Genomic DNA, 12,723 nt, shown 5'->3' with positions numbered 1-12,723 from the left:
GCCATGACACTGACAACCCGTCTTTTCCGGCTGTTCTCCCTGGGCCGCGGCAATGCCGGCCGTGCCCGGGTTCCCCGGCTCGAAAGCCTGAATTTGAGCAGTCACGATCTCGCCGATCTCAATCTGCCGCCCTATTACCGGGCGAGCTTCGACAGCGATCGCGCCTTGATGCTTCCCGACCAGCATCGCTGACCCGATCGGGCCGGATCTTTCGAGGTCCGGCCTGATCGTCGCTCAGCGCTTGCGCTTCAACCCCGCCTCTTCGAGAAGGCCTTTGCGCTTGGCGACATAATAATAGCCGCTGCGGTAGTAGCGCGCGGCCCTTTCGGCATTGCCGCCGGCGACGAGATAGGCACCGGCCAGGTATTTCACACCGTATTTCAGATTGGCATCGACATCGAGAAGGCCCTTGGCGGGACCGCGATAGCCCATGCTGCGCGCGGTGTCGTATCTGATCTGCATGAGCCCCCAATGGCCACGATGATAGGCCTTGGGATTGTACTTGCTTTCGCGCTTGACGATGCGATGGACGAGCTCCTCCGGCAGGCCATACAGGGCTGAATATCCGGCGATCGCCGCCTTGACCTCAAGGGCAACTTCGGCGCGGGCGACGCCCGGCAGGCTCAGGAAGATTGCCAGGCAGAAAATGACAGCTCTTTTTGAAAACATTACCCCTCGCCAAGTCTTTCGATCCCCATACAGAGTACCGGGAGCGCCAGCAAGTCCGCTGTGTCAGCCGCCGCGATAGCCGAATTTGACGATGCCGGTGCGCATCAGGACATACATGACGGCGAATACCGTGAAGACGAGCCCGTTGGTCAGCGCCGCCAGCGCGAAGAGTTCCGGGCCCAAGCCAAAGCGCAGCGAACCCCAGGCGACAGAAGGAAGGGTGGGAATGGCGCCCAGATTGTAGAACGAGATCTCGAGATTGTTGAAGGCCAGGATGAAGCTGATGAGGAATGCGCCGAGAAGACTCGGCCAGATCGTCGGCAAGGTGACTTCCCAGAAACAGCACGCCGGGCTTGCGCCGAACACCATGGCGGCATCATCCATCTGCCAATCGTAGCGCACGAGCTGGGCCAGCACGATGAGGAAGGCGAAGGCCGTGCCTTCCACTGCATTCGCCAGGATGGCCGAGACGAGATTGCCGGGCAGGCCCAGAATGCGGGCATTGAAGGCGAGCGAGGAAATGCCGATCAGCAACTCGGCCACGAAGAGCGGCGCCAGGAAGGCGATCAGCACCAGGACGCGCCAGCGCGAAGGAAAGCGCAACACGCCGATGACGCCCAACGTCGCCAGCACGGTCGACACGAGGCCGCTGCCGACACCGATCAGCAGGCTGTTGCTCAGCGCATCTGAATAGAGTGAATTCCCGAACAACTCCGCATAAGCATCGGTTGTGAAGGTGGGCGGAAAGGGCCAGACGATATCCTGGGAGAAGGACGCATAGACGACATAGAGGATCGGGGCATAGAGAAAGATGTAAAGCATGAGAAGAAGCATGCTCATGATGAGGCGGCGCAATCCCTGGGCTCTGTCGCCGACCGACGTCACGCGTTCCCCCTGCCAGTGTAACCGCTGCGCTTGGCATTGACCGAAAGCCCCATCACCGCAATGACGAGAAGGGAGACCCCGAACAGCACCACGCCCATCGCGGAGCCGAGCGCCCAGGTTCCGGTCTCGCCGAATTGCTGGCCGAGGCTCATGCCGAATGACGTGGCATTGGGACCGCCGAGGAAGCGCGGCGTCACGGCCGAGGCCAGGCAGGGAATGAAGACGAGCACCAGGCCGATCGAGGTGCCCATCCAGTTGAGCGGCCATGTCACCTCGATGAAGGCGCGCAGCGGGCCGGCGCCGTTGATCTTAGCCGTCTCGAGCAGATCGAAATTGAAGTTGACCAGCGAGAGATAGATGGCCGTCACCATGAAGGGCACGAAGAGATAGACATGCCCGATCATCGCGGCGGTCTGGGTGTACATCAAGGCTGCAATCGGGGCCGAGCCCATCATGCCGAGCGCCATGTTGATGAGACCGCCCGGTCCCAGAATGCCTTGCAGCGCGCCGATCCTCAGAATGAGGCCGGTGAAGAACGGGGCGGCGATGAGAAGGACCAGGAGCAGGCGATAGCGTCCGCCATGGCGGGCGATGAAATAGGCGACCGGCCAGGCGAAGACGAGGCAGATCAGCGAGGCCAGAAGAGCGCCCACGACGGAGCGCAGCAGGAAGGTGCGATAAGCGGGCTCTCCGAACAGCACGCGGTAATTGTCCAAATTCCAATCGGCATAGAGCTCGTAGCTTTCCGTGCGCCAGAAGCTGAAGACGAAGACGGCAAGAAGCGGAAGGAGGAGCATCACCAGAATGAACAGCATGCCGGGGCCGGCAAGCAGCAGCCATGGCGGCAGGCGGCGCATCATGGCTTGAAGCACATGCCGGCCGTCGCCGGCCAGCGGATGACGACGGCTTCGCCGATCTTCACCTTCCGATCGCGCGACGAGGCGCTGGCGATGACCTCGCTGCCATCTTTCATGCTGACGATGTAGTTCGCCGTCTGACCCTTGAAGATGACGTCGCGCAACCGGCCGGCGACGGCATTATCCTTGCCATCGTCGCCTTTGCGGGAACGGGAACGCGCCGCCGCGACCTCGATGTCCTCATATTTGATGAAAAAGCGAACCTTATCGCCTGTGGAAATGCCGCCCCGATGCGGCAGGTGGAGCGTCTCGCTTTGCCAGGTCAAGGCAAGCGTCTCGCCCGCGACAGTCTCGGCCGTGCCGGCGATCTGGTTCGACTGGCCGACGAAGGCCGCGACGAAAGCGGTCGCGGGCTTGCGATAGACGTCATCACGCGGGCCCACCTGCTCGATCACGCCGTTGCGCATGACGGCGATCCGGTCGCTCATGGTGAGCGCCTCTTCCTGATTGTGGGTGACATAGACGAAGGGAATATCGAGCTCCTTCTGATAACGGCGGATCTCGACTTCCATCTCGGCGCGCAATTCGCGGTCGAGATTGGCCAAAGGCTCATCGAGCAGGAGAAGAGCGGGCCTCGCGATCAGGCCGCGCGCCAAGGACACGCGCTGCTGCTGGCCGCCCGACAGTTCATGGGGATATCGCGCGGCAAGCCCCTCCAGACGCAGGAGCTTGACCGCCCATTGCAACCTCTCGTCGCGCGAGGCCCGTTCGATCCCCTGCATGCGCAAGGGAAAGACGATGTTCTCCGCCACCGTCTTATGCGGGAAGAGAAGGAAATTCTGGAACACCATGCCGATGCGCCGGCGATAAGGCGGCATCGGCGTCACATCGCGGCCGTTCACCAGCACCCGCCCCCATGTCGGCCGTTCCAATCCGGCAATGATCCTGAGCAGCGTTGTCTTGCCGGATCCGCTCGGCCCCAGAAGCGAGAAAAACTCGCTCTGGCCGATATCGAGGTCGATGCCGTCGACCGCCCTCACGGGACCGAAATGCCTAGCGACGGACTGAAGCGACAGCGATGCCGTTTGCCCATTCACACGCGTCATCGCTTCTCCATGCCGGGGCGCCGAACCCTCGCGGACCGGCGCTGATGCCTCAGGACGCTTCAACATCCGACCAGATGCGTTCCCATTTCTCCGGCGAGGACGGCTGGTCGAACATGTGCAGCTGGCTCGCCTCGGCGCTGCGGTTCTGGAAATATAGCGCGATCTCGTCTTCCGACATGAGCGAGCGCACGTCGACCACGCCGCCATAGCCGGTCGAGCGCACCACGCGGACGTAGTTCTCCTTCTCGAGGAAGAGATTGATCCAGGCATGGGCGAGCTCGGTGCGCTCGCTATCGGCCTCGGCGCTCACCATCCAGGTATCGACCCAGCCGAGCCCGCCTTCCTTGGGCTTCAGCACATGCTCGACATCGAAATCGACCTTGCCCTCGCGACGCAGAACGGTCAGCTTGCGATAGCTTTCGGCAAATTCCGGCGCGGCCCAGACGGACTTGGCGCGCATGAGGCGCTCCAGCGCGTCATAATCCTGATAACGGGTCAAAAGCAGCTTCTTCTGCTCGATCAGCAGACGCTTGGTCTCGGCCAGCTCGTCATCAGTGAGCTGATAGGGATTGAACGGCTTGCCGTCCGGGCGCGGACCATCCTTGGTGCCGAGCTTCGTCGCGGCCAATATGCCCATGAGCGCGATATTCTCCTCGAAGCGAGAGTTGGTGGAGAACCGCCCGGCATATTTGCTGTTGAGGAGCAGCTCGATCGAGCCCACGTCTTCCTTCGCGATCTCAGAGCTGTTGATGGTGATGCCATAGCCGCCCCAGCAATTGGGCGCCGCCACTTTGTTCTTGCCCTCGGCATCGGCCAGGAGGACGAATTTGTCGGGCAGGAAATCAGGGAAGACCCCGCTCATATTGGCGATCTTGCCATAGTCGAGCGCCTTGGTCAGGCCTTGGCGGAAATAGAGGCGCGGCCAGAAGCCGTCGGCCATCACCATGTCGAAATCCTTGGTGCCGCCGACTTTCAGCTTGTTGAAGGCTTCCGAATTGCCGTCGAAGAAGGTCGGCGCGAATTTCGCTTTGAACTTGTCTTCGAAGGCGGCGATCGTCTCCTTGATCGCGTAAGGCTGCCACATCAGCAGCCTGAGCGTCGGCGTCGCAGCCTTGGCATTGCCAATGAACGGGCCCGGACGGCCCAGGATCAAGGCGCCCAAGGCGGCCGCGCTACCTGCTTTCAACGCGCCGCGCCGCGATAGCTTTCGGCGATACATCTCCTTCATTGTCGACATTTCCGTTCCCTCCTGATGCGTGTGATTATTTTTGTCTGCACAAATTACAACATTATTGCTAGATAATACAAGAAAATGCTATAAATGCCACATCTTTGCACATACAGAAAATTCGTCAAATTTTTCAATGCAATGGGAGAACAGTGTGCTTGCGGAGGAGCGTCAGAACCACATTCTATCGCTGGTGAAGACCCACCGGTCGATCTCGATCACCGAAATCCAGCGCCGGCTCAATGTCTCGCGCGAGACCATCAGACGCGATCTTCTCACCCTCGCCGAGCAGCGCAAGCTGCGCAAGACGCATGGCGGCGCCGTCTCCCTTGAATCGCAGGAACCCGACATCGCGGTGCGCCAGACCACCAATGTCGACGGCAAGCAGGCCATCGGACATCTCGCGGCAAGCATGATCCCGGACGGCGCTTCGATCCTGCTCGCCGGAGGCAGCACGGTGCAGAGCGTCTCCGATCAACTGGTGCAGCGTCAGCGTCTCACCGTCTTCACCAATTGCGTCGCCAGCGCCCTCAAGCTCAGCGGTCGCAACAACAACCGGGTCCATCTTATCGGCGGCGAGATCCAGGCGCAGAACCAGGTCTGCCTCGGCCGTGACTCGACGCAGATGCTGGCTAATTATTTCGCCGATTTCGCCGTCATCGGCGCGGGCGCCATATCGCCGCGCGGCACGCTCATGGATTTCAGCCGCGAAGAGGCCGAACTGCACAATCTCATGCTGCAATCGGCGCAGACCGTCATCGTCGTCGCCGACCATCAAAAATTCGGCCGCTATGCGCCGGTCCAGGTGCAGAGCCTGGAGCGGGCGCATTACCTGGTGACCGATCGCGAACCCGATGCGGAGATGGCGGAAGCGCTTTCGCCGCTGGCGGTCGAAGTGCTGATCGCCGCCAATCAATAACCGGGAGATCACCATGCAAGACGAAGCCCTGCGCCGCGAGATGATCGCGACCTGCATTTACATGAATGACAAGGGCATCAATCAGGGGACATCGGGAAACATCAGCGCGCGCGTCGATGGCGGCTTCCTGATCACACCCTCAGGCGTTCCCTATCACGAGATGAAGCCCAAAGACATCGTCCTCATGAAGGTCGATGCCTCGCATCAAGGACCGCGCAAGCCCTCGACCGAGTGGCGCTTTCATCGCGACATCATGGCGAAGAAGCCGGAGGTGGGCGCCGTCATCCACCTTCACTCCATGTTCTGCACGTCGCTCTCCATCCTGCGCCGCGAGATTCCCGCCGTCCATTACATGATCGCCGCCGCCGGCGGGCCGAGCGTGCCTTGCGTTCCCTATGTCACCTGGGGCACGCAGGAGCTCGCCGACTATATCGTCGGTGCGCTCGAAAACCGACGTGCCTGCCTCCTCGCCAATCACGGCATGGTCTGCGTCGGACCCACTCTCAAGAAGGCGGCATGGCTCGCGGTCGAGATCGAAACCCTCGCCGCGCAATATTGGCGCGCCTTGCAAGTGGGCGTTCCGCATATCCTCCCCGATGACGAGATCGAACGCGTCATGCAGAAGTTCAAAAGCTATGGCCAGGTGAGCGAGAAGCGCGCGCCGAGCTGTTGCTAGGCCCAAAGCGGCATGCTGGTCGGTGTCGATATCGGGACGCAGAGCCTCAAGGTCGCGGTGACCGATTTCAGACTTGCCGTGCAGGGCGCCGCGAGCCGCTGCTATCACCCCCTTTTCCCCGGACCTGACCGGGCCGAGCAGGATCCGCTCCTGTGGGAAAGAGCCTTGCGACCCGCCATCACGGATGCGCTTGCCGCGGCTGGAGCGACGGCACGCCACGTCACCGGCCTTGCCGTCTGCGGCCAGCTTGACGGCTGCATCGCGGTCGACCGCCAAGGCGAGCCCCACGGCCCGTGCCTCACCTGGATGGACCGCCGCGCCCAGGCGGAACTCGCCGACATCGACAAGGATCGCCTTCACGCCGTCACCGGCATCGTCGCCGATGCGAGCCATCTCGCCGCCAAGATCCGCTGGCTGAAGCGACAAGGAAATATGAACTCGACGGCACGCTATCACCAGCCCGTTTCCTATATCGTCGAGCGCCTGACCGGCATTGCAGTCATCGATCATGCCCTGGCCTCGACCAGCATGCTCTATGATCTCCGCGCCCATGACTACGATGCGGCATTGCTTTCGGCCTTCGGTGTGACGAGCGCCGAGCTGCCGTCGCTCGCCCAGTCCGGCGACTGCGCCGGCAAGCTCAACGCCCAGGGTGCTGCTCTCACCGGCTTGCCTGCCGGCATCCCGGTCGCGGTCGGGACAGGCGATGATTTCTCGACACCGCTTGGCGCGGGCCTTGTCGAAGCCGGAGAGGTCTCGGTTGCCTTCGGCACCGGCGAAGTGGTGGGCGCATTGTTCGCCGAGCCTGTCATCGACGCCCAATGCCTGGTCGAAACCCATGCCTATCCGGCCGGCGGCTATTTCGTGGAGAACCCCGGCTGGCTCGCCGGCGGCGCCGTCACCTGGCTCAAAGACCTGCTCGGCATCGAGAGCTACGACGCGTTCGACGCGATCGCCGCGATGGCGCCTTCCGGTTCCGACGGCGTGGTCTTCCTTCCCGCCCTCACCGGCGCCATGGCGCCCGAATGGATCGCCGGAGCGCGCGGCTGCTTCTACGGCCTGACGCCGGCACATGGCACCTCGCATCTCGCCCGATCGCTTCTCGAAGGCTGCGGCTTCGCCATGCGCGACGTCCTCACGCGTCTCAAAACGCTGGGCGCTCGGCCATCTTCGATCAGGTTCCTGGCAGGAGGCTCGCGCAGCAGGCTTTCGGCGCAGCTGCGCGCCGATATCTCAGGTCTGCCGGTGTTTCTGCCGCAGCATTCCGACAGCTCGATCATCGGTGCCGCGATGCTCGCCGGTGTCGCGGCGGGGACCTTCGCCAATATCAAAGATGCGGCGTCCCATCTGGCAGCCCCCGTCCGCTGCCTCACGCCGGATGCCGGCGCGGCTGCCACACTCGATCGATCCTATCAGCGCTACCGGCAGCTCTTCGCGGCCATCAAATCGCTCGTCCCACAACCCTCCCACGCCCATGTCGACAACCGATAAGATCGCTCAGCTTCTCGACGGCACCTATGAAGATCCGGACGGACTCGGCCGGCAAGGCGTCGCGACGCGTTCGCTCGTCATCGCGCCGACGCTCGAGGGGATGGAGCGCGATCTCGTCGGAAGCCTCGGCTTCGATCCCCATATCGCCATTGTGAGCGACAAGACCACTTATGAAGTCCTCGGCAAGAGGATCGAGCGAGCGCTCTTCGGCGCCTTTCATGTCCAGAGCATCGTGCTTCCGGAAGTACCCCATGCCGATGAGAAGACGGTCGCGGCGATCCGCAAGGCGACAAGGATGGCGGGCGCCTTGATCGCGGTCGGCTCGGGAACCATCAACGATCTGTGCAAATTCGTCAGCGCGCTCGACGGAAAACCCTATGCGGTCTTCGCGACCGCGCCCTCGATGAACGGCTACACGTCGGTCAATGCCGCGATCACCGAGCACGGGCATAAGAAGTCCCTTCCCGCCCAGGCGCCCTGCGGCGCCTTCTTCGATCTCGCCATCCTGGCTTCAGCACCCAGCCGCCTGATCCGATCGGGGCTCGGCGACAGCCTGTGCCGCGCGACGGCGCAAGCCGACTGGCTCCTGGCGCATCTCCTTTTCGACCAGCCTTACCGGCAGCTTCCCTATGCGCTGCTCAAGGATGACGAAGCGCCGCTCTTCGATCAATCGGCGGCGCTCATGGCCGGCGATATCGCGGCGATGGAGCGGCTCGTCCGCACCCTTGTGCTCTCGGGCTTCGGCACCGCGATTTACGGCACGAGCGCGCCCGCAAGCCAGGGCGAGCATCTGATCAGCCATTATATCGACATGCTCGGAAACCCCGCGCGCCCGCTCGTCTATCATGGCGAGCAGATCGGCGTGACGACGCTGTCCATGGCGCGCCTGCAGCAGCGGATGCTGGAGGCCCGCCCGATCCTCAAGCCGGACACGGAAACACAAGCGGATTTCATCGCCCGCTACGGCGTCACGCTCGGACAATCCTGCTGGAGCGATTATGCGCGAAAGCGCCTGGAACGCGAAAGGATCGAGATGGTGAACGACCGCATCGCCTGCTCCTGGCAAAAAATGGCGGACCGCATCGCGGCCATTTCGCTCTCGCCCGATCGTCTGAGCCAGGTGCTCATTGCGGCCGGTGCGCCGGTCACGCCGCAAGAGGTGCACCTTCCCCGCCCCTTCTATGAAGAAGCCCTCCTGCGCTGCCGGGAGATCCGCGACCGCTTCACCTTCCTCGATCTGGCGGCGAGTTGCGGAAGGCTTCAGCCGTCGCTCGCGACGCTCTAGTTTCCTTGATTGGACGGAAAACAAGATAACGGCGCGCCTGGGGTGGCGCGAAGCGCCGGGTGGGGGTAATTCATTGATATGACCCTCCGTCCCGACCGCATCAAGCTCGCTCCCGATCTCGAGATCAGCCGCCTCCTTTCCGGCCTGTGGCAGATCGCCGACATGGAAAAGGATGGACGCACGCTCGATCCGGCACCCCTGGCGCGCGAGATGAAGGCTTATGCCGAAGCGGGTTTCGACACCTTCGACATGGCGGATCACTATGGCAGTGCGGAAATCATCGCCGGCCATTTCCATGATCTCCACCGCTCAGGCGAGGTGAAATCGGCGAAGCCGGTGCTTGCCACTAAATGGTGTCCGACGCCCGGACCCATGACGCGCGACGTCGTGCGCGCCGCAGTGGATCGGGCGCGCGAGCGCCTGCGCGTCGCGAAGATCGATCTGTTGCAGTTCCATTGGTGGATGTTCCAGCATCCGGGCTATGTCGATGCGATGAAGGAGCTGGCGCTTCTCAAGGAAGAGGGCCTGATCGGCCATCTGGGAACGACAAATTTCGACACCGGCCATGCGCGCCTGCTCCATGATCACGGCATCCCGCTCGTCACCAACCAGGTATGCTTCTCGCTGCTCGACCGGCGCGCCGCAGGCGACATGAGCGCCTTCTGCGTGAAATACGGCGTCAGGCTTCTCGCCTATGGCACGCTCGCCGGCGGGCTTCTCACCGAGAAATGGCTGGGCAAGGCGCGGCCCCGCGACGTCGCCGACTGGAGCACGATGAAATATCTGCGCTTCGTCGATCAGGTCGGCGGCTGGGACGTGCTGCAGGCGATCCTCACCGTAGCCGCGAAGGTCGCCCAAAGGCACGGAGTCTCGATCGGCAATGTCGCGACGCGGTGGGTGCTCGAGCAGAAAGCTGTCGCCGGCGTCATCATCGGGGCGCGGCTTGGTGAGCGCGAGCACCGGGCCGACAATCTGAAAGTCTTCGGTTTCGCCCTCGACCAGCAAGATCATCGCCTCCTCGAGGATGCGCTGGCGCAGAGCACGCCCCTTCCCGGCGATTGCGGCGACGAATACCGAAAGCCGCCTTTCCTCACCGCCTCCGGCGACCTCAGCCATCACCTCAAGGCCTTCCCGAAAGTCTATCAGGCGCAACCCATGCCGGCACGGCCGGCGCGTCGGCGCATCGATACGGGCAGCATCTGGGAACCGCTCGCCGGCTACAGCCGCGCGGTGCGCATCGGCGAGCGCATCCTGGTGTCGGGCACGACCGCCACCCATGGCGCTGGTGAAGTGATCGCACCAGGTAGCCCCGCGAGCCAGACCGTTTATATTCTCGACAAGGTCCGCGCCAGCATCGAGGCGCTGGGGGCCGAGATGGAGGACGTCGTGCGCACCCGCGTCTATTTGCGCGACCGCAATGACTGGGAAGAAGTGTCGAAGGCCCATGGAAGGGTCTTCGGCGACATCAGGCCCGCCAATACGCTCCTCGAGGCCTCTGGCCTGATCGGCGATTATGCCGTCGAGATCGAGGCGGAGGCCATTGTCGAGCGATGAAGACCAGAACCGATTTTCCCCGCGCCATCCGCCTCATCGAGCATGCCGAGATCCCGCTCATCGACGGCGTGAAGCTCTCGGCGATGATCTGGCTGCCGAAGGACGCCGAACAGAAACCGGTGCCCGCCATTCTCGAATATCTGCCCTATCGCAAGCGCGACGGCACGACCGAGCGCGATGCGCTCAACCATCCCTATTTCGCCGGCCACGGCTATGCCGCGATCCGCGTCGACATGCGGGGCGCAGGCGATTCGGAAGGCGTGCTCAAGGGCGAATATCTCAAGCAGGAGCAGGATGACGCGCTCGAGGTGCTGAAGTGGATCGCGGCGCAATCCTGGTCGACCGGCGCCGTCGGCATGATCGGCATCTCCTGGGGCGGCTTCAACGGCTTGCAGATCGCGGCACGACGGCCGCCCGAGCTCAAGGCGGTCATCTCGCTGTGCTCGACCGACGACCGCTATGCCGACGACATCCATTTCATGGGCGGCTGCCTTCTCGTCGACAAATTTACCTGGGGCTCGACGATGTTCAGCATCAATGCGACGCCGCCCGACCCCGAGCTCGTCGGCGACAAATGGCGCGAGCTATGGCTCGGCCGCCTCAAGGAGTCGGGCTTCTGGCTCGAGGAATGGCATCGCCGGCAACGCCGCGACGACTTCTACAAGCATGGCTCTATCTCGGAAGACTATGGCGCGATCGAATGCCCGATCTATCTCGTCGGCGGCTGGATGGATGGCTACAGCAACGCGATCTTCCGCATGATGGAGCATCTCCGCTGCCCGAAGAAGGCGCTGATCGGCCCCTGGGCGCATAAATATCCCAATTTTGCCGAGCCCGGCCCGCGTATCGGCTTCCTGCAGGAGAGCTTGCGCTGGTGGGACACGTGGCTGAAAGGCGTGGAGACCGGCATCATGGAGGAGCCCGCAGTCAGGGCCTGGATCCAGGAGCCGGTGCCGCCCCGCACCCATTACAAGGAGCGGCCCGGGCGCTGGGTCGCTGAGGAAAGCTGGCCGATCGAGGGCGCCCGGCCGCTCCGGCTTTCGCTGGGCGATCACGTCCTTGCCGAAGCGCCCGGCAAGACGGAGACGGCTCTGTCCATCTCATCGCCGCAGACGATCGGCCTCGCCGCCGGCAAATGGTGTCCCTATGGACTCGAGGCCGATGAGCCGGGCGACCAGCGCGAGGAAGCGGGCGGCTCGCTCGTCTTCGACAGCGCCCCTTTCGATGAGCCTCTCGATCTCCTGGGCGCACCGGTGCTCCATCTCGACATCGCCGCCGACCGGCCCAATGCCTTCATTGCCGCCACGCTGTCGGAAGTCCTGCCCGATGGCTCGGCCACCAGGCTCACTTACGGCCTTCTCAACCTCACCCATCGCGACGGGCATGTCGATCTCAAGGCCTTGGCGCCCGGCAAGCGCTATCGCGTCGGGCTCCGCATGAATGACTGCGGCCAGCGCATCGGCGCCGGCAACCGCTTGCGCCTCGCCCTCTCAACGTCCTATTGGCCGATCGTCTGGCCATCGCCCGAGCCGGTGACGCTCTCCGTCGCGACCGGCGCCAGCCATCTCGATCTGCCGGCGCGGGCGCCGCGTCCCGAGGATGCGACGCTCAGGCCTTTCGAGCCGGCCGAGAATGCGCCGGCCTTGCGCAAGACATCTCTGCGCCAGGGCGCCAGCGCCTTCACCATCACCCGCGATCTCAAGTCCGGCGATGTCGAGATGTATCGCCTGCAGGATGACGGGCTCACCCAGGTCGACGCCTTCAACTGGACCTATGGCGTCAGGGCCGAGCGCCGCTACCGCATCCATCCGGAAGACCCGCTGTCGGCGACGGCCGAAACGAAATGGCGCAAGGAATATGCCCGCGACGGGTTCCACATCGCGATCGAGGCCCAGACGGCGATGAGCGTCACACGCACAGAGCTCGTGCTCAGCGGCAAGCTCATCGCCCGCGAAGGCGATGAAGTCCCCTTCTCGCGCGAATGGTCCTATCGCATCCCGCGCGACCACCTATAGACCGGGTTGCCAAGCTCGCCGCAATTGGCGCATGCTGT

Annotated in this window: 12 protein-coding genes; 7 read left to right on the top strand and 5 right to left on the bottom strand. The window is 63.2% G+C overall.

Annotated features, from left to right (window positions below):
• Positions 1-3: 3 nt before the first annotated feature.
• Entirely contained in the window at positions 4-192 is a 189-nt protein-coding gene (locus DS839_RS32680; protein ID WP_162918960.1) for a hypothetical protein, read from the top strand.
• Positions 193-234: 42 nt separating this feature from the next.
• Here DS839_RS32680 and DS839_RS32675 read toward each other — a convergent pair whose 3' ends face one another.
• The 5 genes from DS839_RS32675 to DS839_RS32655 all read right to left on the bottom strand — a co-directional run bounded on the left by DS839_RS32675 (position 235) and on the right by DS839_RS32655 (position 4,754).
• On the bottom strand, positions 235-669 hold the full coding sequence (locus DS839_RS32675; RefSeq protein WP_119274741.1) for a transglycosylase SLT domain-containing protein: 435 nt from the start codon (positions 667-669) through the stop codon (positions 235-237).
• A gap of 63 nt (positions 670-732) precedes the next feature.
• The gene (locus tag DS839_RS32670; RefSeq protein WP_368912057.1) at positions 733-1,554 is read right to left on the bottom strand and encodes an ABC transporter permease; all 822 of its coding nucleotides are present in this window, start codon (positions 1,552-1,554) and stop codon (positions 733-735) included.
• On the bottom strand, positions 1,551-2,414 hold the full coding sequence (locus tag DS839_RS32665; protein ID WP_368912056.1) for an ABC transporter permease: 864 nt from the start codon (positions 2,412-2,414) through the stop codon (positions 1,551-1,553). The genes DS839_RS32670 and DS839_RS32665 overlap by 4 nt, the downstream gene beginning before the upstream one ends.
• On the bottom strand, positions 2,411-3,517 hold the full coding sequence (locus tag DS839_RS32660; RefSeq protein WP_162918959.1) for an ABC transporter ATP-binding protein: 1,107 nt from the start codon (positions 3,515-3,517) through the stop codon (positions 2,411-2,413). Before DS839_RS32660 ends, DS839_RS32665 begins: the two co-directional genes overlap by 4 nt.
• 49 nt (positions 3,518-3,566) lie before the next feature.
• Positions 3,567-4,754, bottom strand: coding sequence for an ABC transporter substrate-binding protein (locus DS839_RS32655; RefSeq protein WP_119274739.1), 1,188 nt, complete (start codon positions 4,752-4,754; stop codon positions 3,567-3,569).
• 145 nt (positions 4,755-4,899) lie between these two features.
• On the opposite strand from DS839_RS32655, the gene DS839_RS32650 reads away from it, so the two are divergent.
• The 6 genes from DS839_RS32650 (at position 4,900) to DS839_RS32625 (ending at position 12,685) form a co-directional block, all read left to right on the top strand.
• Positions 4,900-5,664 (top strand): DeoR/GlpR family DNA-binding transcription regulator, encoded by a 765-nt coding sequence (locus DS839_RS32650; RefSeq protein WP_162918958.1) that lies wholly within the window; start codon positions 4,900-4,902, stop codon positions 5,662-5,664.
• Positions 5,665-5,677: 13 nt separating this feature from the next.
• The gene (locus DS839_RS32645; RefSeq protein WP_368912055.1) at positions 5,678-6,340 is read left to right on the top strand and encodes a class II aldolase/adducin family protein; all 663 of its coding nucleotides are present in this window, start codon (positions 5,678-5,680) and stop codon (positions 6,338-6,340) included.
• A gap of 12 nt (positions 6,341-6,352) precedes the next feature.
• Positions 6,353-7,831 carry a xylulokinase gene (locus DS839_RS32640; RefSeq protein ID WP_119274737.1) on the top strand — a complete coding sequence of 493 codons (1,479 nt, stop codon included), beginning with the start codon at positions 6,353-6,355 and terminating at the stop codon, positions 7,829-7,831.
• Complete coding sequence (locus DS839_RS32635) at positions 7,815-9,116, top strand: sn-glycerol-1-phosphate dehydrogenase (RefSeq protein WP_162918957.1); 1,302 nt, start codon at positions 7,815-7,817, stop codon at positions 9,114-9,116. Before DS839_RS32640 ends, DS839_RS32635 begins: the two co-directional genes overlap by 17 nt.
• Positions 9,117-9,194: 78 nt before the next feature.
• Positions 9,195-10,670: an aldo/keto reductase gene (locus DS839_RS32630; protein ID WP_119274735.1), complete on the top strand. Its 1,476-nt coding sequence runs from the start codon at positions 9,195-9,197 to the stop codon at positions 10,668-10,670.
• Positions 10,667-12,685, top strand: a complete 2,019-nt coding sequence (locus DS839_RS32625; RefSeq protein ID WP_119274734.1) for a CocE/NonD family hydrolase — start codon at positions 10,667-10,669, stop codon at positions 12,683-12,685. The genes DS839_RS32630 and DS839_RS32625 overlap by 4 nt, the downstream gene beginning before the upstream one ends.
• The last annotated feature ends 38 nt before the right edge of the window (positions 12,686-12,723 follow it).

This window comes from Taklimakanibacter deserti, assembly GCA_003574785.1.
Note: the sequence above shows the minus strand (reverse complement) of the source record. Positions and strands in the feature narration are given on the sequence as shown.

What these genes read in the sequence shown, in the direction of transcription:
- DS839_RS32655 (WP_119274739.1), bottom strand. Translation starts at nt 4,754, where the DNA reads ATGTCGACAATGAAGGAGATGTATCGCCGAAAGCTATCGCGGCGCGGC.
- DS839_RS32675 (WP_119274741.1), bottom strand. Translation starts at nt 669, where the DNA reads ATGTTTTCAAAAAGAGCTGTCATTTTCTGCCTGGCAATCTTCCTGAGC.
- DS839_RS32660 (WP_162918959.1), bottom strand. Translation starts at nt 3,517, where the DNA reads ATGACGCGTGTGAATGGGCAAACGGCATCGCTGTCGCTTCAGTCCGTC.
- DS839_RS32635 (WP_162918957.1), top strand. Translation starts at nt 7,815, where the DNA reads ATGTCGACAACCGATAAGATCGCTCAGCTTCTCGACGGCACCTATGAA.
- DS839_RS32625 (WP_119274734.1), top strand. Translation starts at nt 10,667, where the DNA reads ATGAAGACCAGAACCGATTTTCCCCGCGCCATCCGCCTCATCGAGCAT.
- DS839_RS32640 (WP_119274737.1), top strand. Translation starts at nt 6,353, where the DNA reads ATGCTGGTCGGTGTCGATATCGGGACGCAGAGCCTCAAGGTCGCGGTG.
- DS839_RS32680 (WP_162918960.1), top strand. Translation starts at nt 4, where the DNA reads ATGACACTGACAACCCGTCTTTTCCGGCTGTTCTCCCTGGGCCGCGGC.
- DS839_RS32665 (WP_368912056.1), bottom strand. Translation starts at nt 2,414, where the DNA reads ATGATGCGCCGCCTGCCGCCATGGCTGCTGCTTGCCGGCCCCGGCATG.
- DS839_RS32630 (WP_119274735.1), top strand. Translation starts at nt 9,195, where the DNA reads ATGACCCTCCGTCCCGACCGCATCAAGCTCGCTCCCGATCTCGAGATC.
- DS839_RS32645 (WP_368912055.1), top strand. Translation starts at nt 5,678, where the DNA reads ATGCAAGACGAAGCCCTGCGCCGCGAGATGATCGCGACCTGCATTTAC.